The sequence below is a fragment of the Blastococcus litoris genome, from assembly GCF_003075095.1.
Lineage (GTDB): Bacteria > Actinomycetota > Actinomycetes > Mycobacteriales > Geodermatophilaceae > Blastococcus_B > Blastococcus_B litoris.
Genome location: NZ_QCZF01000008.1, coordinates 132,602 through 158,561 on the forward strand (window position 1 = coordinate 132,602; position 25,960 = coordinate 158,561).

Here is a 25,960-nt window from a genome sequence, read left to right on the forward strand (position 1 = left end):
TCAGCCGCCCGAGCTGAGGATTCTCTCCACGATCGGGTCGATGGTCGTGCCCGCCGCGGTGTTGAGGTACACGAACACGGCGATCGCGACGAGGAACGCCGGTACCAGCACGGCCTTCTCGACGAAGGCGCCGGTGCGCAGGTGGATCGGCGCCAGCCGACTGCGCCGGATCAGCCAGAAGACCGGGACGGGGATGCCCTCCTTGGTCAGGAAGTCACCCGCGATGTGGGTGAGCACCCCCAGGGCGACCGCCCAGGGCAGCCAGGCGGGGCTCGGGCTGTGCTCGAGCAGGTACCAGGCGCCACCCCAGGAGAGCAGCAGGTTGCCGATGATGGTCGTCTCGGTGGTCCCCGGGATCACGAAGTGCAGCGCCCGCAGCGCCAGGCCGATGGCCAGCGCCATCAGCAGCAGGCTGGACCAGTACGCACCGGCCGCGAGGTAGGCCAGCCCGCCGAGCACGGCGGGGGCGAGGACGGCGTCGTGGGTGCCCCAGCGGTGCCCACGGGCGACCGTGCCCACCAGGCCCGAGGGCGCGTCGGTGAACGGCCCCCACATCCGCGAGATCGTCGACCCCTGCTGGTCGAGGTCGGGCAGCATCGCGAACCCGCCGGCCGCCGAGATCCAGGCGACCTGCGCGACGGTGCCGTGCACGGGCGCCCAGGGGAGCGTCGCCGCACCGGCAGCCAGGCCCGACAGGGCGTGCGAGTGTCCGAGCACGCGCACAGGGTGACGGCACGTCGTCGGCCGGCGCGGGAGGCGCGCGGATCGGCCCCCTCCAGAGGCTCGCCCCGAGCGTGCGAGGGGTGAGGGGGAGGGGGTGCTTCCACAGTCGCGCACGAGATCCAGCTCGCTCCACGTCCGCTCGGTGAACCCCGAGGCGTCGAGCTCGTAGATGCGGGCATCGGGCAGCGCGGCCAGCAGAGGGGAGTGGGTGGCCAGAACGACCTGCGACCCCGTCGTCCGCATGCCGTGGAGCAGCGCCAGGAGGCGCAGCGACGACCGGAACGACAGCGCGGACTCCGGCTCGTCGAGGATCCACAGCCCCCGTTCCAGCGTGCGCGACTCGAGCAGCGCGAGGAAGGCCTCGCCGTGGGAGCGGGCGTCGAGAGGGAGGCCGTCGAAAGCGCGCAGCTCGACGGCGGCGCTGTCCATGCCGGCGAACAGGCCGTGCATCGCCTCGGCACGCAACCAGACACCGCCCTGCGGCCGGGGATGCTGGCCGTGGAGCTCCAGCTCCCGCCAGAGGTCGGCGTCCTCGGCGGAGGGGAGCGGGCCCCAGTGCTTCACCTGGGCGGTCAGCGACTCCTGCCACGCCCGGGCGACCGCCTCGACGACCGTCGCCTTGCCGCTGCCGTTCTCACCGACCAGCACCGTCACCGGGGCGAGGTCGAGCCCTCCGGAGCGCAGCTGCGCGACGGCGGGCACCTCCCAGTACCAGGCGTCCGGGTTCCGGACGTCGGACCGGACGGCGACCCGCGCCAGCGGCAGCTCAGCCGCCGCCGGCGCGGTCACTCGTCGTCGTCGTCCGTGCCCCCGCGGGCCAACCAGGTGGCCAGCCGCTCGACCGGCACCTCGAAGTCGGGGTTCTGGTCGACGAACGCCTGCATCTGGTCGGCCAGCCAGGCGAGCGTCACCTGCTCCTCGCCGCGCCGGTCGGCGAGCTCCTCGAGCCCGCGATCGGTGAAGTACATGCGCTCAGTCCGCGAACGCCTCGGTGATCAGCTTCCGCTGCTCGACCTCGTGCACCTTGGCCGACCCGACCGCCGGGCTCGCCGACGCCCGCCGGCTGACCCGGCGGAACGTGCGGCCCTGCGGCAGGTGCTCGGGGAGGTTGACCGCCATGAACTGCCAGGCGCCCATGTTGGCCGGCTCCTCCTGCACCCACACGACGTCGTTCGCGTCCGGGTACCGCTCCAGCTCGGCCCGGATCTGCTCGGCCGGCAGCGGGTAGAGCTGCTCGACGCGCACGATCGCGGTGTCGGCGGTGCCGTCGTTCTCCCGCTGAGCCAGGAGGTCGTAGGCGACCTTGCCGCTGCAGAGCAGCACCTTGCGGACGGCGGACGCGTCGAGCGGCTCACCGCCGACGCCCGTGTCGGGCAGCACCGGCCGGAAGCTCTGCTCGGTGAAGTCCTCCACGGCGCTGACCGCCGCCTTGGCCCGCAGCAGCGACTTCGGCGTGAAGACCACCAGCGGGCGGTGCACGTCGGAGAGCGCCTGGCGGCGGAGCAGGTGGAAGTAGTTGCCCGGCGTCGAGCAGTTGGCGACCGTCATGTTGTTCTCGGCCGACAGCTGCAGGAACCGCTCGATGCGGCCGCTGGAGTGGTCGGGGCCCTGACCCTCCAGCCCGTGCGGCAGCAGCATGACCACGCCGGAGCGCTGGCCCCACTTGGCCTCACCGGAGCTGATGAACTCGTCGATGACCATCTGGGCGCCGTCGACGAAGTCGCCGAACTGCGCCTCCCAGAGCACGAGCGCCTTCGGGTTGGCCACGGAGTAGCCGTACTCGAAGCCCAGCGCCGCGTACTCGGACAGCAGCGAGTCGTAGACGAAGAACTTCGCCTGGTCGTCGGTGAGGTTCAGCAGCGGCGTGTACTCGGCAGCGGTCTCGCGGTCGATGAGGACCGAGTGGCGCTGCACGAAGGTGCCGCGGCGGGAGTCCTGGCCGGCCAGGCGGACGGGGACGCCCTGCATGAGCAGCGACCCGAAGGCGAGCAGCTCGCCCATCGCCCAGTCGATGCCGCCCTCGCTGACCATCGCGGCCCGCTTCTCGAGCATCTTCTGCAGCTTGGGGTGCGGGGTGAAGTCCGGCGGGAAGGAGACGTGCGCGTCGCCGACCGCCTTGAGCACCTCGCGGCTGATCGCCGTCTCGACCTGCGACTCCTGCGGGGTGCGCGGGTCCATGACGGGCTCGGGCTTCGAGGAGTCCTGGGCGTCGTGGGTCTCGGCGAAGGCCCGCTCGAGCTGGCCCCGGTAGTCCTTGAGGGCCTCCTCGGCCTCGTCCAGCGTGATGTCGCCGCGACCGACCAGCGCCTCGGTGTAGAGCTTCCGGACCGAGCGCTTGCGGTCGATGATGTCGTACATCAGCGGCTGGGTCATCGACGGGTCGTCGCCCTCGTTGTGCCCGCGCCGGCGGTAGCAGACGAGGTCGATGACGACGTCCTTCTTGAACTCCTGCCGGTAGTCGACCGCGAGGCGGGCGACCCGCACGCAGGCCTCGGGGTCGTCGCCGTTCACGTGGAAGACCGGGGCGTTGACCATCCGGGCGACGTCGGTCGAGTAGAGGCTCGACCGGGCCGCGGTCGGGCTGGTGGTGAAGCCGACCTGGTTGTTGACGACCACGTGCACGGTGCCGCCGGTGCGGTAGCCGCGCAGCTGGGAGAGGTTGAGCGTCTCCTGGACGACGCCCTGACCGGCGAAGGAGGAGTCGCCGTGCAGGAGGACCGGCAGGACGGTGAAGCCCTGCTCGCCCTTGTCGATCATGTCCTGCTTGGCCCGGACGATGCCCTCGAGCACCGGGTTGACCGTCTCGAGGTGGCTCGGGTTGCTGGCCAGCGAGACGGCGATCTCGGCCTCCGGCTTGAACGGGTTGCGGAAAGTGCCCGTGGCGCCGAGGTGGTACTTCACGTCGCCGGAGCCCTGGACGGTGCCGGGGTCGATGTTGCCCTCGAACTCGCCGAAGATCTTCGCGTAGCTCTTGCCCAGCACGTTGGCCAGGACGTTGAGGCGGCCGCGGTGCGGCATGCCGATCGCGACCTCGTCGAGGCCGTGGTCGGTGCCGGCGAGCAGGACCTCGTCCAGGACCGGGATCAGCGACTCGCCGCCCTCGAGGCTGAACCGCTTCTGCCCCACGTACTTCGTCTGGAGGAAGGTCTCGAACGCCTCGGCGGCGTTGAGCCGGCCCAGGACGTGCTTCTGCTTCTCGCGGTCGGGCTGCTCGTGCTTGACCTCGACCCGCTTCTGGAGCCACTCGCGCTCCTCGGGGTCGGTGATGTGCATGTACTCCACGCCGACCGTGCGGCAGTAGGAGTTGCGCAGGACACCGAGGATGTCGCGCAGCGCCATCAGCTTCTCGCCGGCGAAGCCGCCGACGGGGAACTTCCGGTCGAGGTCCCAGAGGGTCAGGCCGTGCTCGAGGATGTCGAGGTCGGGGTGGGTGCGGACCTTGAACTCGAGCGGGTCGGTGTCGGCCATGAGGTGGCCGTTGCGCCGGTAGGACTCGATGACCTCGATGACGCGGGCTTCCTTGTCGATCTGCCCCTCGCGCGTGATCCGCACGTCCGGCATCCAGCGCACCGGCTCGTAGGGGATCCGCAGCGAGCGGAAGACCTCGTCGTAGAAGCCGTCCTCGCCCAGCAGGAGGGCGTGCAGGCGGCGCAGGAAGTCGCCGGACTCGGCGCCCTGGATGATCCGGTGGTCGTAGGTCGAGGTCAGCGTGATGATCTTCGACACGGCCATCTCGGTCAGCGCGTCGGGGTTCATCCCCTGGAACTCGGCCGGGTACTCCATGGCCCCGACACCGATGATCGCGCCCTGGCCGGCGGTCAGCCGCGGAACGGAGTGGTTGGTGCCGATCGTGCCCGGGTTGGTCAGGCTGATCGTCGTGCCGGAGAAGTCCTCCATCGTCAGCTTGTTCTGGCGCGCCCGGCGGATGACGTCCTCGTAGGCGGCCCAGTACTGGGCGAAGTCCATCTCCTCGGCCGCCTTGATCGAGGCGACGACGAGGGAGCGGGAGCCGTCGGGCTTCGGCAGGTCGATGGCCAGCCCGAAGTTGACGTGCTCGGGCTGCACCAGCACCGGCTTGCCGTCGACCTCGGCGTAGGCGTTGTTCATGTTCGGGAAGTCGTCCAGCGCCCGCACCAGCGCGTAGCCGATGAGGTGCGTGAAGGACACCTTCCCACCGCGGGAGCGGGCCAGGTGGTTGTTGATGACGATGCGGTTGTCGGCCAGCAGCTTGGCCGGCACCGCGCGCACGCTCGTCGCCGTCGGGACGGTGAGCGACACGTTCATGTTCTTGACGACGGCGGCGGCAGCGCCGCGCAGCGGCGACTGGGAGCCGGCGGCGACCGGCGTCGCGGGGGACTTGGCGGCGGCCGGGGCGGGCTTGTCCGCGGGCTTCTCGGCCGGCGCGGGGGCGGGCTTCTCCGCGGGCGCGGCGGCGGCCGGCTTCGGGGCGGGGGCCGGCTTCGGCGCGGGAGCGGGCGCGGCCGGCTGCTGCTTCGGCGCGGCGGCCCCGTTGGACGCCGCCTGCTCGGTGCGGTCGGCGGCCCCCACCGGGCTGCCGGGCCGGTAGTCGGCGAAGAACTCGTGCCACGCCTGGTCCACGCTGGCCGGGTCGGCGAGGTACTGCTGGTACATCTCCTCGACCAGCCACTCGTTGGTGCCGAAGCCGGCCACCGGGGAGGAGGACGCGGGGGAGGGCCGGGATGAGCTCACGCTTGACACGGGGTCGAGTGCCTTCTTCGTCTGTTGGCTGCGTCGTGTGTGCAGTGCTGCTGTCGTCGTGACCGCAGGCCGTGGTGCACGAGCCTGAGGGCATGGCTGGACCGGGTGTCGAGTCTACGCCCGGTCGTCGTCCCCGACCGGGTGCGACGGTCCTAGTCGGTGGCGCCGTGCGACACGAGGAGATCGGCCAGGGCGTCATTGGCCGTGGCCCGGCCCGCATCCGCCCGCCGGTGGCGCGCCGCGGCGACCCTGCTCATGTCGAGGGCGCTCGCGCCGTCGTTGGTCGTGGCGGTGACGTCCGCCCCGGCAGCGAGCAGGACCCGGACGATCTCCGCCGCGTCGTCCCCGGGGTCGGCGCCGACTGCCGCGTGCAGCGGCGTCCGCCCGGTGGCGGGATCCCGCCGGTTCACCTGGGCGCCGGCCTCGATCAGCAGGCGGACGAGCCGCAGCCGCCCTCCCCCCGCCGCGTAGTGCAGCGCGCCGGTGTCGGCGTCCGCACCGCGGGCCAGCAGCAGCTCGGCGGTCGGCTCCGCGCCGCCGAAGGCCGCCCACGACAGGAGGTCGGCGCCGCTGGTCCGGTCGCCGGGCTCGACGCCGTCGTCCAGGTGGCGGCCGAGCTCGTCGACGTCGCCCAGGTAGGCGGCGCTCGGCGCGTCCACCGCAGCCCCGAGCTGCCGCAGCAGCGGCACGAGCTCCGGGTGGTGCTGCAGCGCCATGTGCAGCGGCGTCCGGTTGAACTCGGTGCGGGCCGACAGGTCGGCACCCGCCTCGACCAGCACGCGCACCACGTCGGGCTGCCCCTCGGCGACGGCGACGTGCAGCGGGGTCCACGCGCCCTGGCCGTCCCGCTCGAGGGTCGCGCCGACCAGGCGGGGCGACGCATCGAGGGCGGCGCGCACCTCGTCGACGTCCCCGGCGGCGATCAGCCGGCTCAGTCGCTGGACCGTCATGCGCGTGGTCACGCGGACCTCCGTTCTCCGTGGGCGGGGACGGGGCCCTGGCTACACGACGTCGCGCCGCACCGCCAGCAGGGTCCCGAGCAGCGCCGCGAGCAGGCCGTAGCCGATCAGCAGCAGGGCGCCCTGCCAGCCGGCCAGGAGCTCCGGGCCCTCGAACGTCGCGGTCAGCGCCTCGAGGGCGCCCCCCGGCATCCACTTGTACGCGCCCGCCGTCGCCGGGATCGACCGGATGACCGGCTCGACGACGAAGAGGTAGACCAGCCCGCCCACGATGGCGCCGACCTGGTTCTTCAGCAGCGCGCCGATGCCCACCCCGATGACGGCGTAGATCACCAGCGCCAGGGCCGACCGGCCGAGCACGGCGGCGTTCTCCGCGTTCAGCGCGGGGGCCGCGCCCCGGGCGCCGGCGTGGATGGCGACGACCGCGTAGGTGACGGCGGAGACCACCAGTGCGAACACCGCGGAGACGGCGGCGTAGGCGAGCAGCTTGGCGACCACGACCTGCCCGCGCCGGGGCGTGGTCAGGAAGGTGGGTGTGGCGGTCCGGTGCCGGTACTCCTGCGTCATCCCGATGATCCCCAGGATCAGGAACAGGATGTTCGCGTTCGCCGCCTGCGAGAGGGCCAGCTCCTCGTAGAGCGAGGACCCGACCGGCGGGATGCCGCTCTCCGGGTTGCCGGCGAACGAGGTGAACAGGATCGAGAAGCCGACGACCATGACGATCGAACCCAGGAGCAGGCCGAGCCAGACCTTGGTCGTGAAGAGCTTGGTCCACTCGGCGCGCACCAGGCGGATCATCGGGTTGCCTCCTGAGCGGTCGGCGAGGGAGCGGCGAACTGCTCCTGGCCGCTGGTGAGCTGGAAGTAGATCTCCTCGAGGCCGCTGGTCCGCGAGCGCAGCTCGTGCAGCTCGACGCCGGCGGCGAACGCCCGGCGGCCGACCTCGGCCGGCGTGGACCCGGTGACGGTGAGCGCGCCGTCCTCCTGGGTGACGTGCGCGCCGTCGGCGCGGAGGACGTCGGCCAGCCGGGCCACCTCGGGGCTGCGGACGAGGACCGTGCCCGCGCCGTCGGCGCCCGAGCGCAGCTGCTCCATGGAGCCCTCGCGGACCAGGCGGCCGGCGCCCACGATCACGACCCGGTCGACGGTCTGCTCGACCTCCGACAGCAGGTGGCTGGACACGAGGACGGTCCGTCCCTGGGCGTGGGCCATGTGCCGGAGGAAGCCGCGCAGCCACTGGATGCCCTCGGGGTCCAGGCCGTTGGCCGGCTCGTCGAGGACGAGGACGGCGGGATCGCCGAGCAGTGCGGTCGCCAGGGCCAGCCGCTGGCGCATGCCCAGCGAGTAGCCGCCGGCCCGCCGGTTGCCGGCATCGGCCAGCCCGACCTGCACCAGCACCTCGTCGGCGCGGGAGAGGGGGAAGCCGGCGGCGCGGCAGTAGACGCGCAGGTGGTTGCGGCCCGTGCGCGCGGGGTGGAAGGCGGTCTCCAGGACGGCGCCGACGCTCCGCAGCGGCTGCGCCAAGGACGTGTACGGGGCGCCGTTGAAGGTCGCCGTCCCGGCGTCGGGCTGCATGAGGCCGAGCAGCATCCGGAGGGTGGTGGTCTTCCCGGCGCCGTTCGGGCCCAGGAAGCCGGTCACCGAACCCGGCTCGACGGTGAAGCCGAGGTCGGAGACGGCGCGCACCTGTCCGAAGGACTTGCTGAGTCCGCGCACCTCGACCCGGACGGGGTCGACCGTCGCGGTGCTGGGGATGGAAATGAGGTCTCCTTCGGGTGGGCCGCCGGGGCGCACCCATCCAAGCGCACCAGGGGTTGCTCCCGGGAGCCCCCGCGGCCCGTCGGCGTGCCGCCGGGCCGCGCCGAGCGAGGGAATGATCTCGGGATGACCTGTGTCATCGGGTCACATAGAGTCCCCGCCGTGAGCGAGTCCTCGAGCGCCTACCGGACGATCGTCGTCGGGACCGACGGGTCGGAGTCCTCTCTCCGCGCCGTCGCGCGGGCGGGTGCCGTGGCCGGCGCCGCCGGCGCCACGCTGGTCATCGCGTGCGCCTACCTGCCGACCGAGACCGACGACCGCGAGGTCTCCCGCGCCCAGGACGCCCTCGGCGAGGACGCCTACCAGGTCGTCGGATCGCACCCGGCAGAGGACACCGTGCGCACCGCCGCCGAGCGGGCGGGCGCCGCGGGCGCGCAGAACGTCAAGACCGTCGCCGTCCAGGGGTCGCCGGTGGAGGCGCTGCTCGACGTCGTCCGCCGCGAGGACGCCGACCTGCTGGTCGTCGGCAACCGCGGCCTGGCCGGCATCAAGGGCCGCCTGCTCGGCTCGGTCCCCGCTGACGCGACCCGACGCTCGCAGGTCGACGTGCTCGTCGTGCACACCACCGGCTGAGGTCGCGCGAGCGCACATGGACGACCGGGGGGAGGCGCGCGGCCCGGACGCACGGGAGGCGCTCGAGCGGCTGCTGCTCGACGGGCCGCGCCGCTACACGCGGCTCGAGGTGGCCCAGCTGGCCGGGATGCCGCCCGAGCGCACGCAGCGGCTGTGGCGGGCGCTGGGCTTCCCCGACGCCGCGGACGACGACCCGGCGTTCACCGACGCCGACGTCGCCGCCCTGGGTGTGCTCTCGTCGATGATCGAGTCCGGCTTCGTCGGACCCGACACCGAGGCCTCGATCGCACGGGCCATGGGTCAGTCGCTGTCGCGGCTGGCCGACTGGCAGACGGACATGCTGGCCGACGCGCTCGCCCGCGCCGGAGGGGACGACGACCGGCCGACGGCGTCGGTCGACGAGGCCATCGACGCCGCCCGGCTCCTGCTGCCCAAGCTCCGCCAGGTCCAGGACTACGTGTGGCGGCGGCACCTCGCCGCCAACGCCGACCGGCTGCTGGCCGCGACGGGCACCGGGGACCGCCGCGAGCTGGCCGTGGGCTTCGCCGACCTGGTCGGCTACACCTCCCGCAGCCGCGGCATGGGCGGCCGCGAGCTCGGCGCCATGGTCGAGGACTTCGAGAGCATCGCCACCGAGGTCATCGCCCGCCACCACGGCCGGGTCGTCAAGACGGTCGGGGACGGCGTGCTCTTCACCGCCGCGAGCGCGGTCGACGCCGTCCGGATCGGGCTCTCGCTGCCGGTGGCGTGGAACGCCGACGAACGGCCGCCCCTGCGGGTGGGCGCGGCCTACGGCGCCGTCCTGACCCGCCTCGGCGACGTCTACTCCCCGGTGGTCAACCTGGCCAGCCGGCTGACCTCGCTGGCGCGCCCGGGCACGATGCTCGTCGACCGCGATCTCGCCGACTGGCTGCGCGAGCACCCCGCCTACAAGGTCCGCCCGCTGCGCCGCGTGTCCGTCCGGGGCTACGACCACCTCCAGCCGTGGCTCGTGCGGCCCCGGCCCACCGGCGACGACGCGGCCGAGACGGACGGCTACGACGAGGACGCGTTCGACCCGGACGACGACAACGACGGGTGAACCCCGCTGCGGCTCGGCTATCGTCGGGTCGTGCTCTCGCTGCGGTAGTCGCCGATCCCGTCCGGCCCTCTCGTACCGCCTAGGAGCAACCCCTCATGAGTGCCACCCTCGTCGCGCGCGGCCTGTCGGCCGGTCACGGCGCCCGCGTCCTCTTCTCCGGTCTCGACCTCGTCGTCGCGCCCGGCGACGTGGTCGGCCTCGTCGGCGTCAACGGCGCCGGCAAGTCCACCCTGCTGCGGACGCTCGCCGGCGAGCTGCCCGCCGGGGCCGGTTCGGTGGTGGTGAGTCCGCCGACGGCCACCCTCGGCTACCTGCCGCAGGAGCACGAGCGCCGGGAGGACGAGACCGTGCTCGGCGCGCTCGCCCGGCGCACCGGCGTCGCGGCCGCGCAGGCGGCGCTGGACGCCGCCACCGACGACCTCGCCGCCGGCCGACCGGGTGCGGACGACGCCTACGGCGACGCCCTCGAGCACTGGCTGGCCCTCGGCGGTGCCGACCTCGAGGAACGGGCGGTGGAGGTCGTCGCGGAGGTGGCGCCGGGGGTGGCGCTCGACGCGCTCACCACCGGTCTCTCCGGTGGGCAGGCGGCCCGGGTGGGCCTCGCAACGCTGCTGCTGTCGCGCTACGACGTCCTGCTGCTCGACGAGCCGACCAACGATCTCGACCTCACCGGGCTCGACCAGCTGGAGCGGTTCGTCGGCGATACACGGGCGGGCATCGTCGTGGTCAGCCACGACCGGGAGTTCCTCGCCCGCACGGTGACGCGCGTGGTCGAGCTCGACCTGGCCCAGCAGCTCGTGCGGGTCGTCGACGGCGGCTACGAGGCGTACCTGACCGAGCGCGAGGTCGCCCGGCGGCACGCGCGCGAGGAGTACGACGAGTACGCCGACACCAAGGCCTCCCTGGAGGCGCGGGCGCGGATGCAGCGCAACTGGATGGCCAAGGGCGTCCGCGACTCGATCAAGAAGTCCAGCGACGGCGACAAGCACATCAAGGCCAAGAACCGCGCGTCCTCGGAGAAGCAGGCCGCCAAGGCGAAGCAGACCGACCGCCGGATCGAGCGGCTCGAGGTCGTCGAGGAGCCGCGCAAGGAGTGGGAGCTGCGGATGGAGATCGCCGCCGCCCCCCGCGCCGGCGCCGTCGTGGGCACCCTGCGCGGCGCCGTCGTCCGGCGCGGCGACTTCGTGCTCGGCCCGGTCGACCTGCAGGTCGACTGGGGCGACCGGCTGGCCATCACCGGCGCCAACGGCTCCGGGAAGTCGACCCTGCTCGCGGCGCTGCTCGGCCGCGTGCCGCTGGACGAGGGCAGCGCCTCGCTGGGGCCGGCGGTGCAGATCGGCGAGATCGAGCAGGCGCGCAGCCGGTTCTTCGGCGCGGAGCAGCTGCTCGACGCGTTCTCCGCGGAGGTGCCCGACTGGCCGACGTCCGAGGTGCGCACGCTGCTGGCCAAGTTCGGGCTCACCGCCGAGCACGTGCTGCGTCCGGCGGCCACCCTCTCACCGGGGGAGCGCACCCGCGCGGGGCTCGCGCTGCTGCAGGCGCGCGGGATCAACGTCCTCGTGCTCGACGAGCCGACCAACCACCTCGACCTGCCGGCGATCGAGCAGCTGGAGCAGGCGCTCGCCGCCTATCCGGGCACGCTGCTGCTGGTCACCCACGACCGCCGGATGCTCGACGCGGTGCACACCACCCGCCGGCTGGAGGTCGTGGACGGCCAGGTCGCCGAGCGCTGAGCGCTCAGTTCGCCGACGCCTCCAGCTCCTCCGCGATCCCGACGGTGTCCATCCCCGCCCACGTCTCGTCCACGTGGTGGGCCAGCACCATCAGGTCGCGCAGCTCGCCGTTCCGGTCGCGGATGTGGTCGCGCAGCAGCGCCTCGCCGCTGAACCCGAGCTCGGTGAACAGCGCGAGCGCCGCGCCCTGCTCGGCGACGATCTCGACGACCAGCTTCGACAGGCCGGACGAGACGGCCTCGGTCAGGGCGTGCCGGGCGAGCGTGCGGCCCAGCCCGGTGCCCCGACTGGCGGGTGAGACCACCAGCCGCACCTCGCCGACGTGGTCCGACCAGCCCGACAGCGGCCGGACGGCGACGTAGCCGGTCACCTCGTCGCCCTCGACGGCGACCCACCGTCCTCCCGGTGCGCTCGTGGTGGCCCAGGAGCGCACGGTGTCGGGGTCGGTGACCTCCTCCTTGATGAAGGTCAGGTCCCCCTCGGGCAAGGAGCCGAAGAACGCCAGCAGGGCGTCGCAGCGCTCGGGTCCCAGCTGCTCGACGTGCACCTCAGGCCTCCTTCTGCGCGTCGTCGGTGAGCGGGTCGCTGCGCCGCCGGACGAAGTCGATGATCGTGGGCACCGTCGTCTTCGCCGCCGTCCGCCCGACGACGAGACCCATGTGGCCGGCGTCGAGGCACAGCTCGTGCTTGTCGGGGGAGCCGACGAGGTCGATCAGCGGCGCGGTGGCGTCCGGCGGCACGATGTGGTCGCGGTTGGCCCGCACGGTGAGGAACGGCACCTGGATGTCGCCCAGGTGGACCGGGTCGCCGCCGACGGTGAGCCGGTCGGTGAGCATGCCGTTGTTCCGCACCAGCATCTCGGCGGTCTCGCGGGCGGCCGCACCCGGGAACGGCACGTGGTCGTCCGACCAGCCCGTCATGGCCTGGTAGGAGGCGACGTAGTCGTCGTTCCAGAGCCGCTCCCACAGGGTCACGTACCGGCTCACCTCGGCCGTGGGCGTCAGCGTCCGGAAGCCCTGCACGACCACCGACGGCGGCACGTTGCCGTCGTCGCCGAGGACCGATCCGACGTCCATCCCGCCCACGCTGAAGATGTCGGCGAGCGGGCCCATGTGCCGGAAGTCGATCGGCGTCGCGAGCACGGTGAGGCTCCGCAGCGGGGCGTCGGGGTGGTGGGCGGCGTAGAGCAGGGCGAGGTCGCCGCCGAAGCAGTAGCCGAAGAGGTTGACCTCGTCGGCGCCGGAGAGCTCCATGACCCGGTCGATGCCCGCCGGGATGTAGTCGTCGACGTAGTCCTCGAGGCGGTTCTCCGCGTCCCGCTCGTCGGGCTCGCCCCAGTCGAGCATGTAGACGTCGAACCCCGCCTCCAGCAGCTGCTCGACGAAGCTGTTGCCCGGCGTCAGGTCGAGGATGTAGCTGCGGCTGATGAGGCTGAACACCAGCAGCAGCGGCGGCCCGTACCGCACACCGCCGTAGGTCTCGGGGTCGTTGCGGTAGTGCCACAGCTGCGTGCGGCCGCGCTGCCAGACGACGTCCTTGGGGGTCTGGCCGACGCCCGGGCGGTCGACGCCGGCGACCAGCTTGATGCCGTTACGGGCGCGCAGGGCGTTGCGCTCGACGTCGCGCCGGACGCGGTCGAGCACCGTCTGCGGGCTGGGCACCGTCGGCATCGCTGTCCTCCGTCGACGTCGTGGGGAGGGGCCGGGCGCCGGCCGAGCGCCGTCGCTCCTGCTCCAACTGGATGGTCAGGCGCCGCACCTCGCGGTCGAGCGCCCCGATCTGCGTGCGCAGCCGGCGGACGTCGCTGCCCGCCGGCAGGTTGAGCAGGTGCCACGCGCGTGCGCTGAGGTCCTGGGCCGACCGGCCGGCGAGCATCCGGGCGCGCCGGGCCAGCGCGACGCCGAGGGAGAAGTACTCCGTGCGGACCAGCTCCTCCGCCCGCGGGGCGACGGCGCGCTCGGCCGCGTCGAACGCCTGACGCCACAGGGGTGGCGCTGGCGCGGCCTTCTTCGGCCGGGCGGGCTCGCTCACCGCCGGCCCACCTGCTCGGGGACCTCCACCGCGCGGCGGAGGATCTTGCCCGTCGGGCCCTTGGGCAGCGAGTCGACCAGCCACAGGTGGCGGGGGTACTTGTAGGCGGCGACGCGCGCCTTCGCGAACTCGCGCAGCTCGTCGACCTCTGCCTCGGCGCCCGGCTTGAGTGCCACCGCCGCGGCCACCTCCTCGCCGAGCTCGGGGTGCGCGATGCCGATGCAGGCCACCTCGGCGACCGCGGGGTGCTCGTAGAGCGCTTCCTCGATCTCGCGCGGGTACACGTTGTAGCCGCCGCGGATGATCATCTCCTTCTTGCGGTCGACGATGAAGAAGTAGCCGTCGTCGTCCTGGCGGGCGAGGTCGCCGGTGCGGAACCAGCCGTCGGGGATCGCCTTCGCCGTCTCCTCCGGCTTGCCCCAGTAGCCCTTCATGACGTTCTCGCCGCGGATCGCGATCTCGCCGACCTCGCCGGCGGTGACGTCCGCTCCGTCGTCGTCCACCAGCCGCATCTCGACGCCCGCGATCGGAGTCCCGATGGAGCCGGGCTTGCGCTCGGCGTGGGGGTGGTTGAACGAGGCCACGGGCGAGGTCTCGGACAGGCCGTAGCCCTCGAGGATCGTGCAGCCGAACTTCTCCTCGAACGCCCGCATGATCTCCACCGGCATCGCCGACCCGCCGGAGACGCACAGCCGGAGGCTCGAGACGTCCTGGGTGCCCGCGGCCGGGGAGTGCAGCATCGCGGCGAACATGGTGGGCACGCCGTCGAAGATCGTGACCTGGTCGCGGGCGATGACCGACAGGGCCTTGGTGCCGTCGAACCGCGGGATGAGGGTGAGCGTCGAGCCCTTGAGGACGGCGGTGTTGAGGCCGCAGGTGAGCCCGAAGACGTGGAACAGCGGCAGGCAGCCCATGATCACGTCGTCGGCGGTGTTCTCGGCGAGGGTGTCGGCGGTGGTCCGCGCGTTGCCCGCCATGTTCGCGTGGGTGAGCTCGGCGCCCTTCGGCTGCCCCGTCGTGCCGGACGTGTAGAGGATGACCGCGAGGTCGTCGTCGTCCCGCTCGGCGGCGGCGTCGACGGGTTGGCCGTCCATCAGCTCCTCCGGTCGTGCCGGGCCCACGCCGACCGCGTCGATGCCGACCGTCCCGGCGGCCTCGACGACAGCGGCGTCGGATCCCGCGAGGGCCACGACGACCCGGGCTCCGGAGTCGCGCAGGTAGTACTCCACCTCGCGGGCCTTGAGCAGCGGGTTCATCGGCACCACGGCGGCGCCGGCCAGCAGGGCGCCGTAGAAGACGACGGGGAAGGAGAGGACGTTGGGCAGCACCATGCCGACCCGGTCGCCGGGCTCCACGCCGCGCCTGCGCAACGACCCGGCGACGGCGAGGGACGCGTCGCGGAACTGCCCGTAGGTCAGGACCGCGTCGTCCATCCTCAGCGCCGGGTGCTCGGCGTGCTCCGCAGCGGTGTCCAGCAGGTTCTGCGCCAGGTTGGTCACGGGTCGTTCCTCCCCCTCGAGGTCCGGGTGTGCGCCCTACCCGCCCGACGGGTGACCTACCCCACGATCTGGTTACCGTGCCGGGGAACGCACGACATCCGACGACAGGAGCTGACTCCGGTGGCAGACCGCACGATCCTTGACATGTTCCGGCTCGACGGCCGCGTGGCGATCGTGACGGGGGCGTCCTCGGGTCTCGGGGCCGTGTTCGCCCGGACGCTCGCCGAGGCCGGTGCCGACGTCGTCCTCGGAGCGCGACGGGCCGACCGGCTGGCCGACACCCAGCGAGCGGTCGAGGCCGCCGGCCGCCGGGCACTCTCCGTCCGCACCGACGTCGCCGTGCCCGAGGACTGCCAGGGCCTCGTGGACGCCGCGATGGCGGAGTTCGGCCGGGTCGACGTGCTGGTGAACAACGCAGGTGTCGGCACGGCGGTGCCGGCGACCCGCGAGACCCCGGAGCAGTTCCGCCAGGTCGTCGACGTCAACCTCAACGGCTGCTACTGGATGGCGCAGGCGTGCGCACGGGTGATGCAGCCGGGCAGCTCGATCGTGAACATCTCCAGCGTGCTGGGGCTGACGACGGCCGGTCTGCCGCAGGCGGCCTACGCGGCCACCAAGGCCGGCCTGATCGGGCTGACCCGCGACCTCGCCCAGCAGTGGACCGGCCGCAAGGGCATCCGGGTCAACGCCCTGGCGCCGGGCTTCTTCGAGTCGGAGATGACCGACCAGTACCCCGAGGGCTACATCGAGTCGCAGCTGACCCGCGTGCTGGTGGGTCGCAAGGGCGACCCCGAGGAGCTGGCTGCCGCGCTGGTCTTCCTGGTGAGCGACGCCGGCGGCTACGTGACCGGCACGACCATCCCGGTCGAGGGCGGGATGCTCACGAGCTGAGCCGTCGCCCGCCCGCCCTCACCCCGCCCGGGGGATCAGCGCGGAGATCCGGTCGAGGATCTCCGGCCACATGGCCCGCGGGAGGTCGTGCCCCATGCCCTCGACCAGCAGCAGCTCCGCGCCGGGGACGGCGGCCGCCGTCGCCTTGCCGCCGCTGACGTCGACCAGCGTGTCCTTCGACCCGTGGATCACGAGGGTCGGGACGGCGACCTTCGCCAGGTCGGGCGTGCGGTCGTGCGTGGTGAGGATCGCGGCCAGCTGACGGGCCACGCCGGCCGGGTCGTGCGCACGGTCGAACGACAGCCCCGCGCGGTCCCGCAGCGCCGCCTCGTCGAACTCGAAGCCCGGCGAGCCGATGACCCGGTAGGTGTCGACGACCCGCTGGATCGCGCTCTCGCGGTCCGTGGCGGCAGGTGCGAGCAGCACGGGGAGGGCCACCTCGGCGGGCGCGCCCACCCCGGGCTCGCCGGTCGTGGACATGATCGAGGTGAGGCTGCGGACGCGCTCGGGCGCCTGGACGGCCACCAGTTGCGCGATCATGCCGCCCATCGACGCGCCGACCAGGTGCACGCTGTCGAGCCCGAGGGCGTCGAGCAGGCCGATCGTGTCGCCGGCCAGGTCGGGCAGCCCGTAGGCGACCGTCGAGGCGTCGCCGCCGAACACCGCCATGATGTCCGGCGCACCGGCGCTGTGCAGGTGCGTCGAGAGGCCGATGTCGCGGTTGTCGAAGCGGACGACGAAGTGCCCGCGACCGGCCAGGTCGGCGCAGAACTCGTCCGGCCAGCCGATCATCTGCGTGGCCAGGCCCATGACCAGGAGGACCGGCGGATCGCCGGCGTCGCCGAAGGTCTCGTAGGCGATCTCGAGGTCGCCCACCCGTGCCCGCTGGATGCCGCTCGTCTGCATGCGCGGACGCTAGCCGAGCCGCTCCACCCGGGACTGTCGGACCCCTCCGCCATGCTGCCGGCCACCGCCGGTCGGGCGGTGGACGAATCGCAGGAGGTCCCCGTGCCGGTCGAACTGATCAACCCCGAAGGTCTCCCGACGTCCGACGCCTACGTCCAGGTGGGCGTGGCCACCGGGTCGCGCACCGTCTACGTGTCGGGGCAGGTGGCGCGTACGGCCGACGGTCAGCCGGTCGGCGGGGGAGACCTCGCGGCCCAGGTCGAGCAGGCCTACCTGAACCTGCACACCGCCCTGTCCGCCGCCGGCGCGGGCTTCGACGACCTGGCCAAGGTCAACGTCTACGTCGTCGGCTGGGACGCGTCGAGCCTGCCCGCTCTCATGGAGGGCGCGGGACGGGTCGCGGCGCGGCTGGGGAGCTTCCCGATCCGGCCGATGACGCTCGTCGGGGTCGTGGCCCTGACCGAGCCCGACCTGCTGGTGGAGGTCGAGGCGGTGGCCGTGCTGCCGTGAACCGGCTGTCGCGCCCGGACCGTGTCCGCGCGGATCGGAAGAGTGCCCCCGGCAGGATTCGAACCTGCGCCCCTGCCTCCGGAGGGCAGTGCTCTATCCCCTGAGCTACGGGGGCTCGTCCGGTCGTTCGGTGGAGACGCTATCAGCCGCCGGACGACGCCCGGCGGGAGCCCCTCACGGCGCCGGGAGCGGTGTGCCGCCCCGGGCGGTGAGCATGTCCGTCATCGTCCCGGTCTCGGCCGTCTGGGTCTGCGCCATCGTGTCGGCGAGCTCCCGGACGGCCCGCTCCTGGGCGTGCTCGGCGGCGTACTCCGCCATCTCCCGGCCGCCCTGGTGGTGCCGGATCATCAAGCGGAGGAACTCGACGTCGAACGGCGTGCCCGACAGCTGCCGGAGGTTCGCCAGCTCCTCCTCCGTCGCCATGCCGGGCATCAGACCGCCGTCCATGCCCGCCATGTCGTGGTCGTGGCTCCCGGACGCCGACATCCACGCCATCGCGTCGCCGCCGCTCGTGGGCAGGCCCCAGAGCGCGAGCCAGCCCTGCATCCGGCCCGCCTGGTTGGTCTGCGTGGCGGAGATGTCGAAGGCCAGCTGCTGCACCTCGGGGTCCTGGCTGCGTTCGGCGACCAGGTTGGCCATCTCCACGCCCTGCAGGTGGTGGCGTGCCATGTCCCGCGAGAAGCCCGCGTCCACGGAGTCCACGGTCGGGTCCGCCGTCCGCCCGATGCCCAGCGCCACCGCGAGTCCGCCGCCGAGGAGCACCAGGCCGACCGCGATGACCGCCAGGAGCGCCGTCCGCAGCGGGCTGCGGCGATCGGGTCGGTCCTCGGTCACGTCGTCCACCTCCTCGGCGTGCGGCCGCACGTCTGCGGTCATCAGGGGGCGCTCGTCTCCGTCGGCTCCGTGGCGGCCGGCTCGGTCGTCGTCGGCTCGGCCGACGGCGTCGGCGTGGTCGGCATGTCGCTCTCGCCGATCGGCGTGCTCGCGTCGCCCTCGACGAGGGGGCTGGCGACGAAGGCCGGGTTCTCGCAGCTGGCGCCCGGCTCCGGGAACTCACCGGTGCGGAGGGTCAGGAAGTCGGCGAACTGCTCGATGCGGATGTCGTCGGCCGAGTCGACCTTCAGCTGGTGGTTCCACGACTGCAGGCTGATCGGGGAGTCCAGCCCGGCGTAGGGGGACATCATCCGGCCGTTCTCGCCCTCGACCAGGTCGGCGAGCGTCGCGATGTCGTCGTCGGACACCTCGTCGGGGTTGTACGTGATCCACACCGCGCCGTGCTCGAGGCCGTGCACCGCGTTCTCGTGCCGGATGTCGACGTCGTAGACCGTGCCGGTGCAGTCGGCCCAGTTGCCGTCGTGCGGGCCGCCGACCGGGGGGTCCTCGGTGTAGTCGACCTCGGTGGTGACGTGGTCCTGACCGGCCGCGTAGTCGAAGGTCTGGACGCCGTCGATCTCGTCGATCGACTCGACGTCGTTCTCCTTGGACTTGTTCACCTGCACCACCGCGTAGGTGATGACGGCGGCCGCGAAGACCACGACGGCGAGCGCCGCGGCGATCAGGCCCCAGGGCCGCTGCGGGGAGACGACGTTGGCCGACGGCCGGTTGCGCCCGCCGGAGGCGGAGGACCCGCCCCTGCCGGCGGAACCGCCCTTCCCGGCAGACCTGCCGGTGCCGGTCGCGGGCTTGCGGTCCTTGGCCAAGGCCTCTCCTCGATGCTGGGTGCGGGTGCTGGGTGCAGATGCTCGCGGGCGGGGGGAGACGGGCACCCGTGGACAGGTGCCGGTCCCGCGCCCGTGCGAGTCTAGGTGGGCTCCCTGTGCGGTCCCTGGGAACGTGGGGTTCCTGGGAGAAGGCGGGTGGACGGGGCCCGGGAGGCCGGTCAGTACGCTCGTGCGGTGACACCTGAGCAGCTGCGTGACGTCGTCCGGACCGTCGTGGCCGCGGCCGTCGGCCGTGGCGCGCTCGCGGTCGAGGTGCCCGACGAGGTCGTCGTGGAGCGCCCGAAGAACCGGGCCCACGGCGACTACGCCACCAACGTCGCGCTCCGGCTCGCCAAGGCGGCGGGCCGTCCGCCGCGCGAGGTCGCCGGCCTGCTGGCCACCGACCTCGCCGCGCAGCCGGGCATCGCGGCCGTCGACGTCGCGGGCCCGGGCTTCCTCAACATCACCCTCGCCCAGGGCGCGCTCGGGCAGATCGCCGTCCAGGCCGTCACCGCCGGCGCCGGCTACGGGCGCACCGAGGTGCTGGCCGGGCAGCGGATCAACCTGGAGTTCGTGTCGGCGAACCCGACCGGCCCGGTGACCCTGGGCTCGACCCGGTGGGCAGCGGTGGGCGACGCCCTGGCGCGGCTGCTGGAGGCCAGCGGCGCCGACGTCAGCCGCGAGTACTACGTCAACGACGCCGGCGCCCAGATCGAACGGTTCGGGCGCAGCCTGCACGCCAGCTGGCTGGGGCGGGACATCCCCGAGGACGGCTACCAGGGCGACTACGTGGCGGAGGTCGCCGCGCTCGTGGCCGCCGGGGCCCCCGAGCTGCCGGGGCTGGGCGAGGACCAGCAGATCGCCCTGTTCGCCGAGCGGGGCGTCGAGGCGATGGTCGAGGTGATCCGGTCGACCCTGGGTGCGTTCGGCGTCCGGTTCGACACGTTCTTCTCCGAACGGACCCTGCACGAGTCCGGGGCGTTGGAGAAGGCGGTCGCCACGCTGCGCGGCCAGGGGCACGTCTTCGAGGCCGACGGTGCCGTGTGGCTGCGCACCACCGACTTCGGCGACGACAAGGACCGGGTGCTGGTCAAGGCCGACGGCGAACCCACCTACTTCGCCGCCGACTGCGCCTACTACCTGGACAAGCGGGCCCGCGGCTTCGACCGCGTCGTGATCCTGCTGGGCGCCGACCACTCCGGCTACGTCGGCCGCTACAAGGCGCTGGTCGCGGCGTCGGGCGACGACCCGGCCACGCACCTGGAGATCCAGATCGGCCAGCTGGTGAACCTGGTCAAGGACGGCGAGCCCGTCCGCATGAGCAAGCGCAAGGGCAACTTCGTCCTGCTCACCGACCTCGTGGACGCCGTCGGGGTCGACGCCGCCCGCTACGCCCTGGCCCGGGCGTCGGTCGACCAGCAGATCGACATCGACGCCGACCTGTGGAGCCGGCAGACCAACGACAACCCGGTCTTCTACGTCCAGTACGCGCACGCCCGGATCTCCTCGGTGCTGCGGAACGCCGCCGACCTCGGGCTGGCGCTGGGCGAGGCCGGCGACGTCGACGTCACGCAGCTGGCCCACGAGCGGGAGAGCGACCTGCTGCGCGCCATCGGCGAGTTCCCGCGGGTGCTCTCCGCCGCGGCGGAGCTGCGCGCTCCGCACCGGGTCGCCCGCTACCTCGAGGAGCTGGCCGGCACCTACCACCGGTTCTACGACTCCTGCCGGGTCCTGCCGCGCGGCGACGAGGAGGCCACCCCGTTGACGACGGCGCGGCTGTGGCTGTGCGCCGCCACCGCGACGGTGCTGCGCAACGGCCTCGACGTCCTCGGCGTGAGCGCACCGGAGCGGATGTGAGGGCGCACCCGGCGGGGCCGCTGCACGGCACCATCCAGCAGCCCACCGCCGCCGGCGCCCCACCGAGCGACCTCGGCGCGCTCGACCCGCACGTCTGGCCCCGGACCGCGCAGCGGATCGACGGCGAGCTGCACCTGGGCGGCCGTCCGGTCACCGAGCTGGTCCGCGAGCACGGCACCCCGCTGTTCGTCCTGGACGAGGCCGACTTCCGCGGCCGGGCGGGCGACTTCGCGTCGGCGTTCGCCGACGCCGACGTCCACTACGCCTCCAAGGCGTTCCTCTGCGGGCAGGTGGCCCGCTGGATCGCCGACGACGGTCTGCACCTGGACGCCTGCAGCGGCAACGAGCTCTCCCTCGCCCTCGCCGCCGGCTTCCCGGCGGGGCGCATCGCACTGCACGGCAACAACAAGTCGCTGGTCGAGCTGCAGCTCGCCGTCGACTCGGGGATCGGGCACATCGTGCTCGACTCGTTCGACGAGATCGACCGGCTCGTGCCCCTGGCCGAGGCGCGCGTGGCCGCCGGCGGCATCCCCGTGCCGGTGCTGATCCGCGCGACGGTCGGCATCGAGGCGCACACGCACGAGTTCATCGCGACGGCCCACGAGGACCAGAAGTTCGGGTTCTCGCTGGCGACCGGGGACGCGCTCACCGCGGCCGTGCGGGTCATCCGCGAGCCCGCCCTGGAGCTCACCGGGCTGCACAGCCACATCGGCTCGCAGATCTTCGACACCGCCGGGTTCGAGGCCGCCGCGCACCGCGTGGTCGGGCTGCTGGCCCAGGTGCAGCAGGCCACCGGCCGGCTCCTCGGCGAGCTCAACCTCGGCGGCGGCTTCGGCATCGCCTACCTCGCCGAGGACGACCCGGTCACCCCCGACGACGTCGCCACCCGGCTGCGCGCGGTCGTGGCGGCCGAGTGCGCGGCGCTGGGTCTGCCGGTGCCCCGCCTGGCGGTGGAGCCCGGACGCGCCATCGCCGGTCCCGGCACGGTCACCCTCTACGAGATCGGCACCATCAAGCCGGTGCGGCTCGGTGCCAGCGGCGCCCCCGGCACCCCGCTGGTGCGCAACTACGTCTCGGTCGACGGCGGGATGAGCGACAACATCCGCACTGCGCTCTACGACGCCAGCTACACCTGCGTCCTCGCCAACCGGACCTCCGACGCCCCGCCCGCGCTCTGCCGGGTGGTCGGCAAGCACTGCGAGAGCGGCGACATCCTGGTGCGCGACCTGTGGCTGCCCTCGGACGTCCAGCCCGGCGATCTCCTGGCCGTCGCGGCCACGGGCGCCTACTGCTGGTCGATGGCCAGCAACTACAACTACCTGCTCAAGCCGCCGGTCGTCGCGGTCCGGGACGGCGCGGCCACCGAGATCGTCCGGCGGCAGACGCTGTCGGACGTGTTCGCCCTGGACGCCGTCCTCGCCGACCGGCCCGCGCCCTCGCCGGCGCCGTCCCAGCCGGCACCGGAGCACCCCGTGGGAGCTGCCTCGTGACCACCGCCCCGCTCAAGGTCGCCCTCCTCGGCTGCGGCACGGTCGGCAGCGCCGTGCTGCGGCTGATCGAGGAGCAGGCCGACGACCTCGCGGCGCGCATCGGCCGCCCGGTCGAGGTGGCCGGCATCGCGGTCCGGCGGCCGGCCCACCACCCCGACGTCCCGCAGCACCTGCTCACCACCGACGGCCAGGCGCTGGTGACCCGCGACGACGTCGACCTCGTCGTCGAGGTGATCGGTGGCATCGAGCCCGCCCGCACGCTCATCCTCGCCGCGCTCGAGGCCGGCAAGCCGGTGGTGAGCGCCAACAAGGCGCTGCTCGCCGACGACGGCCCGCAGCTGCACGCCGCCGCCGCGAAGTCCGGCGTCGACCTGTACTACGAGGCCGCGGTCGCCGGCGCGATCCCGCTGCTGCGCCCGCTGCGCGAGTCGCTGGCCGGTGACCAGCTCCGCCGGGTGGTCGGCATCGTCAACGGGACGACGAACTACATCCTGTCCCGGATGGCGGAGACCGGCGCCGGGTTCGCCGAGGCCCTGGCCGAGGCCACCGAGCTCGGGTACGCCGAGGCCGACCCCACCGCCGACGTCGACGGCTTCGACGCCGCCGCGAAGGCCGCGATCCTCGCCTCGCTGGCCTTCCACACGCCGGTGTCGGCCGCCGACGTCTACCGCGAGGGCATCTCCGCGGTGTCGGCCACCGACGTCGCCCGGGCCGCGGAGATCGGCTGCACCGTGAAGCTGCTGGCCATCTGCGAGCGGGTGGCGAACGGTTCCGGCGACTCCGTGGCCGTGCGCGTGCACCCGGCGATGATCCCGACGACGCACCCGCTGGCCTCGGTGGGCGGCGCGTTCAACGCCGTCTTCGTCGAGGCCGAGGCGGCCGGTCAGCTCATGTTCTACGGACAGGGCGCCGGGGGAGAGCCCACCGCCAGCGCTGTGCTCGGGGACCTCGTCGCCGTCGCCCGCAACCGGATCGCGGGCGCCTCCGGGCAGGGACCGACCGGCTACGCGAACCTGGCCGTGCGGCCCATCGCCGAGTCCCCGACCCGCTACCACGTGAGCCTCGACGTGGCCGACAAGCCGGGTGTCCTGGCGACCGTCGCGCAGGAGTTCGCCCGGCACGAGGTGAGCATCGCGACGGTCCGCCAGAACGGGCACGGCGACGCCGCCACGCTGGTCATCGTCACGCACAGCGCCCCGGACGCGGCGCTGTCTGCCACGATCGCCGCGCTGCGGGACATGCCCGCCGTCCGGGCCGTGACCAGCGTGCTGCGCGTGGAGGGGTTGTCATGAGCATCTCGCCGACGACGGTGTCGCCCGGCTGGCCCGGCCTCATCGAGGCCTACCGCTCCCGGCTGCCGGTCAGCGACGACACCCCGGTCATCACCCTGCAGGAGGGCGCGACGCCGCTGCTGCCGGCGCCCGAGCTCTCCCGCCGCACCGGTTGCGACGTCTTCCTCAAGGTCGAGGGCGCCAACCCCACCGGGTCGTTCAAGGACCGCGGCATGACGATGGCCATCACCAAGGCCGTCGAGGAGGGGTCGAAGGCCGTCATCTGCGCCTCGACCGGCAACACCAGCGCCAGCGCCGCGGCCTACGCCGCCCGCGCCGGGCTCACCTGCGCCGTGCTCGTCCCGCAGGGGAAGATCGCCATGGGCAAGCTGGCGCAGGCGCTGGTCCACGGCGCCCAGCTGCTGCAGGTCGAGGGCAACTTCGACGACTGCCTGGCACTGGCCAGCAAGCTCGCGATCGACTACCCGGTCAGCCTGGTCAACAGCGTCAACCAGTTCCGCATCGAGGGCCAGAAGACGGCGTCGTTCGAGATCGTCGACGTGCTCGGCGACGCCCCGGACATCCACTGCCTCCCGGTCGGCAACGCCGGCAACATCACCGCCTACTGGCAGGGCTACCGCGAGTACGCCGCCGACGGCACCGCCACGCGGACCCCGCGCATGTGGGGCTTCCAGGCCGCCGGTGCCGCGCCGATCGTCTCCGGGACGGTCGTGGAGAACCCGAGCACGATCGCGACGGCGATCCGCATCGGCAACCCGGCCTCCTGGACGAAGGCGCTCGCGGCGCGGGACGAGTCCGGCGGTCGCATCGACGCCGTCACCGACCGCGCGATCCTGTCCGCGTACCGCCTGCTCGCCCGCAGCGAGGCCGTCTTCGTGGAGCCGGCGTCAGCGGCGTCGGTCGCCGGGCTGCTGCAGGTGGCCGCCGCCGGTGAGCTCGAGCCGGGGCAGCGCGTCGTCTGCACCGTCACCGGCAACGGGCTCAAGGACCCGGAGTGGGCGATCTCGGGTGCGCCGGCGCCGGTGACGATCCCGGTCGACGCCGCCGCGGCCGCCGCGCAGCTCGGCCTGTGAGCGCCGTCCGCCTCCGCGTCCCCGCCACCAGCGCGAACCTCGGCCCGGCGTTCGACTGCGCGGGCCTGGCGCTGACCCGGCACGACCACCTCGAGTTCGAGGTCACCGGGTCCGGGCTGGAGGTGGAGGTCTCCGGTGTCGGCGCCGGCGAGCTGCCCACCGACGAGTCGCACCTGGTCGTGCGGGCCTTCCGCGCTGCCTGCGCGGAGCTCGGCTGGTCGCCCGCGGGGCTGCGCGTCGTCGCGGAGAACTCGATCCCGCAGGGGCGGGGGATGGGCTCCTCCGCCGCGGCCGTCGTCGCCGGTGTCGTCGCCGCCTGGGCGCTGTGCCCCGACGTCGGGGCCGTCGACGACGACGCGGTCCTCCGGCTGACCACGGAGCTGGAGGGGCATCCCGACAACGTCGCCGCCTGCCTGCTCGGCGGCGCCACCCTGTCCTGGATGACGCCGGACGGCGCACGAGCGGCCCGGCTCGACGTGGCGCCGTCGGTCGCGCCCGTCGTCCTCGTGCCCGGCGACACGCTCTCGACGCACGTCGCCCGCGGGCTGCTCCCGGCGACCGTCCCGCACGCCGACGCCGCGCACGCGGCAGGCCGCGCCGCGCTGCTGGTCCACGCCCTGACCCGGGAGCCGGCGCTGCTGCTCGACGCGACCGAGGACCGGCTGCACCAGCGGCAGCGGACGGCTGCCATGCCGGCGTCGCTGGCGCTCGTCGACCGGCTGCGCGAGCGCGGCCTCGCCGCGGTCGTCTCCGGTGCGGGGCCCAGCGTGCTCGCCCTGACGACCGGCGCGGCGGACCTCGGGACCGTGCGCGAGCTGGCCGCCGAGGGGTGGTCGGTGCTGCCGCTGGCGGTCGACGAGGATGGGGCCCGAGTTCTCCATGGGAACCCGCAGGTATCGTCTCGGTAACGAGGAACACGCGCCGAACCCACCGGTGTTGTCGAGTCCGTGAGCTGCGTCTAGGCTCACGGCGTAGCCGCCCACCTCGGGCGAGCCTCGCGCGGGGCCGAAGCCGACGAACTCTTCGCCGCTGATCCGCCTCGCATCTTTTCGACCCGTTCCCTTCTGCGTTCCCGCCTCCGGGCCGGACGTCCAGGGGCCGGGGGA

The 25,960-nt window shown here is 73.3% G+C and carries 23 protein-coding genes and 1 tRNA gene; 10 read left to right on the plus strand and 14 right to left on the minus strand.

Translation table 11 applies throughout. The annotated features are described in order from the left end of the window. From DCS98_RS23690 to DCS98_RS17425, 6 genes are all read right to left on the minus strand, one after another. A complete protein-coding gene (locus tag DCS98_RS23690) occupies positions 1 to 1,512 on the minus strand; it encodes a metal-dependent hydrolase (RefSeq protein WP_241038250.1) in 1,512 nt (503 codons plus the stop codon). Continuing rightward, positions 1,509 to 1,691 carry a DUF6104 family protein gene (locus DCS98_RS17405; RefSeq protein ID WP_116452648.1) on the minus strand — a complete coding sequence of 61 codons (183 nt, stop codon included), beginning with the start codon at positions 1,689 to 1,691 and terminating at the stop codon, positions 1,509 to 1,511. Before DCS98_RS17405 ends, DCS98_RS23690 begins: the two co-directional genes overlap by 4 nt. 4 nt (positions 1,692 to 1,695) lie before the next feature. Continuing rightward, positions 1,696 to 5,433, minus strand: a complete 3,738-nt coding sequence (locus tag DCS98_RS17410) for a multifunctional oxoglutarate decarboxylase/oxoglutarate dehydrogenase thiamine pyrophosphate-binding subunit/dihydrolipoyllysine-residue succinyltransferase subunit (RefSeq protein ID WP_241038259.1) — start codon at positions 5,431 to 5,433, stop codon at positions 1,696 to 1,698. Positions 5,434 to 5,594: 161 nt separating this feature from the next. Further along, positions 5,595 to 6,404, minus strand: a complete 810-nt coding sequence (locus DCS98_RS17415; protein ID WP_116452650.1) for an ankyrin repeat domain-containing protein — start codon at positions 6,402 to 6,404, stop codon at positions 5,595 to 5,597. 39 nt (positions 6,405 to 6,443) lie between these two features. Continuing rightward, a complete protein-coding gene (locus tag DCS98_RS17420) occupies positions 6,444 to 7,199 on the minus strand; it encodes an ABC transporter permease (protein ID WP_116452651.1) in 756 nt (251 codons plus the stop codon). Further along, positions 7,196 to 8,116 carry an ABC transporter ATP-binding protein gene (locus tag DCS98_RS17425; protein WP_241038262.1) on the minus strand — a complete coding sequence of 307 codons (921 nt, stop codon included), beginning with the start codon at positions 8,114 to 8,116 and terminating at the stop codon, positions 7,196 to 7,198. Before DCS98_RS17425 ends, DCS98_RS17420 begins: the two co-directional genes overlap by 4 nt. A 204-nt stretch (positions 8,117 to 8,320) precedes the next feature. Here DCS98_RS17425 and DCS98_RS17430 point away from each other — a divergent pair, with 204 nt between their 5' ends. The 3 genes from DCS98_RS17430 to DCS98_RS17440 all read left to right on the plus strand — a co-directional run bounded on the left by DCS98_RS17430 (position 8,321) and on the right by DCS98_RS17440 (position 11,605). After that, complete coding sequence (locus tag DCS98_RS17430; RefSeq protein ID WP_241038263.1) at positions 8,321 to 8,791, plus strand: universal stress protein; 471 nt, start codon at positions 8,321 to 8,323, stop codon at positions 8,789 to 8,791. A gap of 16 nt (positions 8,792 to 8,807) precedes the next feature. Further along, positions 8,808 to 9,872, plus strand: coding sequence for an adenylate/guanylate cyclase domain-containing protein (locus DCS98_RS17435; protein ID WP_116452654.1), 1,065 nt, complete (start codon positions 8,808 to 8,810; stop codon positions 9,870 to 9,872). Positions 9,873 to 9,967: 95 nt separating this feature from the next. Then, positions 9,968 to 11,605, plus strand: a complete 1,638-nt coding sequence (locus tag DCS98_RS17440) for an ABC-F family ATP-binding cassette domain-containing protein (protein ID WP_116452655.1) — start codon at positions 9,968 to 9,970, stop codon at positions 11,603 to 11,605. Between the two features lie 4 nt (positions 11,606 to 11,609). Here DCS98_RS17440 and DCS98_RS17445 read toward each other — a convergent pair whose 3' ends face one another. Genes DCS98_RS17445 through DCS98_RS17460 form a run of 4 tightly spaced genes read right to left on the minus strand, consistent with a single transcriptional unit; the run spans position 11,610 to position 15,135 of the window. Further along, complete coding sequence (locus tag DCS98_RS17445; protein ID WP_116452656.1) at positions 11,610 to 12,152, minus strand: GNAT family N-acetyltransferase; 543 nt, start codon at positions 12,150 to 12,152, stop codon at positions 11,610 to 11,612. Between the two features lies 1 nt (position 12,153). Next, positions 12,154 to 13,275 (minus strand): alpha/beta fold hydrolase, encoded by a 1,122-nt coding sequence (locus tag DCS98_RS17450; RefSeq protein WP_116452657.1) that lies wholly within the window; start codon positions 13,273 to 13,275, stop codon positions 12,154 to 12,156. Next, positions 13,196 to 13,636, minus strand: coding sequence for a hypothetical protein (locus DCS98_RS17455; RefSeq protein ID WP_116452658.1), 441 nt, complete (start codon positions 13,634 to 13,636; stop codon positions 13,196 to 13,198). Before DCS98_RS17455 ends, DCS98_RS17450 begins: the two co-directional genes overlap by 80 nt. After that, positions 13,633 to 15,135 carry a long-chain-fatty-acid--CoA ligase gene (locus DCS98_RS17460; protein ID WP_116452659.1) on the minus strand — a complete coding sequence of 501 codons (1,503 nt, stop codon included), beginning with the start codon at positions 15,133 to 15,135 and terminating at the stop codon, positions 13,633 to 13,635. Before DCS98_RS17460 ends, DCS98_RS17455 begins: the two co-directional genes overlap by 4 nt. 144 nt (positions 15,136 to 15,279) lie before the next feature. Between DCS98_RS17460 and DCS98_RS17465 the strand changes: the two genes are divergently transcribed. After that, on the plus strand, positions 15,280 to 16,026 hold the full coding sequence (locus tag DCS98_RS17465; RefSeq protein WP_116452660.1) for an SDR family NAD(P)-dependent oxidoreductase: 747 nt from the start codon (positions 15,280 to 15,282) through the stop codon (positions 16,024 to 16,026). An 18-nt stretch (positions 16,027 to 16,044) separates the two neighbouring features. Here DCS98_RS17465 and DCS98_RS17470 read toward each other — a convergent pair whose 3' ends face one another. Next, the gene (locus tag DCS98_RS17470; protein ID WP_241038265.1) at positions 16,045 to 16,932 is read right to left on the minus strand and encodes an alpha/beta fold hydrolase; all 888 of its coding nucleotides are present in this window, start codon (positions 16,930 to 16,932) and stop codon (positions 16,045 to 16,047) included. A 102-nt stretch (positions 16,933 to 17,034) separates the two neighbouring features. Between DCS98_RS17470 and DCS98_RS17475 the strand changes: the two genes are divergently transcribed. Continuing rightward, entirely contained in the window at positions 17,035 to 17,442 is a 408-nt protein-coding gene (locus DCS98_RS17475; protein ID WP_116452745.1) for a RidA family protein, read from the plus strand. Positions 17,443 to 17,485: 43 nt separating this feature from the next. Here the strand turns inward: DCS98_RS17475 and DCS98_RS17480 are convergent. The 3 genes from DCS98_RS17480 to DCS98_RS17490 form a co-directional block, all read right to left on the minus strand. Beyond that, positions 17,486 to 17,557: transfer RNA gene (locus tag DCS98_RS17480), tRNA-Arg, on the minus strand. A gap of 59 nt (positions 17,558 to 17,616) precedes the next feature. Further along, positions 17,617 to 18,318 (minus strand): DUF305 domain-containing protein, encoded by a 702-nt coding sequence (locus tag DCS98_RS17485; protein ID WP_116452661.1) that lies wholly within the window; start codon positions 18,316 to 18,318, stop codon positions 17,617 to 17,619. Continuing rightward, a complete protein-coding gene (locus DCS98_RS17490; RefSeq protein WP_116452662.1) occupies positions 18,318 to 19,142 on the minus strand; it encodes a DUF3105 domain-containing protein in 825 nt (274 codons plus the stop codon). The genes DCS98_RS17485 and DCS98_RS17490 overlap by 1 nt, the downstream gene beginning before the upstream one ends. 195 nt (positions 19,143 to 19,337) lie before the next feature. Between DCS98_RS17490 and argS the strand changes: the two genes are divergently transcribed. Genes argS through thrB form a run of 5 tightly spaced genes read left to right on the plus strand, consistent with a single transcriptional unit; the run spans position 19,338 to position 25,762 of the window. Continuing rightward, the gene (gene argS / locus DCS98_RS17495; protein WP_116452663.1) at positions 19,338 to 20,999 is read left to right on the plus strand and encodes an arginine--tRNA ligase; all 1,662 of its coding nucleotides are present in this window, start codon (positions 19,338 to 19,340) and stop codon (positions 20,997 to 20,999) included. Next, positions 20,996 to 22,489 (plus strand): diaminopimelate decarboxylase, encoded by a 1,494-nt coding sequence (lysA, locus tag DCS98_RS17500; RefSeq protein WP_116452664.1) that lies wholly within the window; start codon positions 20,996 to 20,998, stop codon positions 22,487 to 22,489. The genes argS and lysA overlap by 4 nt, the downstream gene beginning before the upstream one ends. Beyond that, entirely contained in the window at positions 22,486 to 23,781 is a 1,296-nt protein-coding gene (locus DCS98_RS17505; RefSeq protein WP_116452665.1) for a homoserine dehydrogenase, read from the plus strand. The genes lysA and DCS98_RS17505 overlap by 4 nt, the downstream gene beginning before the upstream one ends. Beyond that, on the plus strand, positions 23,778 to 24,854 hold the full coding sequence (gene thrC / locus DCS98_RS17510) for a threonine synthase (RefSeq protein ID WP_206340318.1): 1,077 nt from the start codon (positions 23,778 to 23,780) through the stop codon (positions 24,852 to 24,854). The genes DCS98_RS17505 and thrC overlap by 4 nt, the downstream gene beginning before the upstream one ends. Beyond that, positions 24,851 to 25,762, plus strand: a complete 912-nt coding sequence (gene thrB / locus DCS98_RS17515) for a homoserine kinase (protein WP_116452666.1) — start codon at positions 24,851 to 24,853, stop codon at positions 25,760 to 25,762. The genes thrC and thrB overlap by 4 nt, the downstream gene beginning before the upstream one ends. The last annotated feature ends 198 nt before the right edge of the window (positions 25,763 to 25,960 follow it).

Excerpts from the sequence above, each read along its gene's own strand:
- DCS98_RS17405 (WP_116452648.1), bottom strand. The coding sequence starts at position 1,691 with ATGTACTTCACCGATCGCGGGCTCGAGGAGCTCGCCGACCGGCGCGGC.
- DCS98_RS17420 (WP_116452651.1), bottom strand. The coding sequence starts at position 7,199 with ATGATCCGCCTGGTGCGCGCCGAGTGGACCAAGCTCTTCACGACCAAG.
- DCS98_RS17435 (WP_116452654.1), top strand. The coding sequence starts at position 8,808 with ATGGACGACCGGGGGGAGGCGCGCGGCCCGGACGCACGGGAGGCGCTC.
- DCS98_RS17440 (WP_116452655.1), top strand. The coding sequence starts at position 9,968 with ATGAGTGCCACCCTCGTCGCGCGCGGCCTGTCGGCCGGTCACGGCGCC.
- DCS98_RS17450 (WP_116452657.1), bottom strand. The coding sequence starts at position 13,275 with ATGCCGACGGTGCCCAGCCCGCAGACGGTGCTCGACCGCGTCCGGCGC.
- DCS98_RS17465 (WP_116452660.1), top strand. The coding sequence starts at position 15,280 with ATGTTCCGGCTCGACGGCCGCGTGGCGATCGTGACGGGGGCGTCCTCG.
- DCS98_RS17470 (WP_241038265.1), bottom strand. The coding sequence starts at position 16,932 with ATGCAGACGAGCGGCATCCAGCGGGCACGGGTGGGCGACCTCGAGATC.
- DCS98_RS17485 (WP_116452661.1), bottom strand. The coding sequence starts at position 18,318 with ATGACCGCAGACGTGCGGCCGCACGCCGAGGAGGTGGACGACGTGACC.
- thrC (WP_206340318.1), top strand. The coding sequence starts at position 23,778 with ATGAGCATCTCGCCGACGACGGTGTCGCCCGGCTGGCCCGGCCTCATC.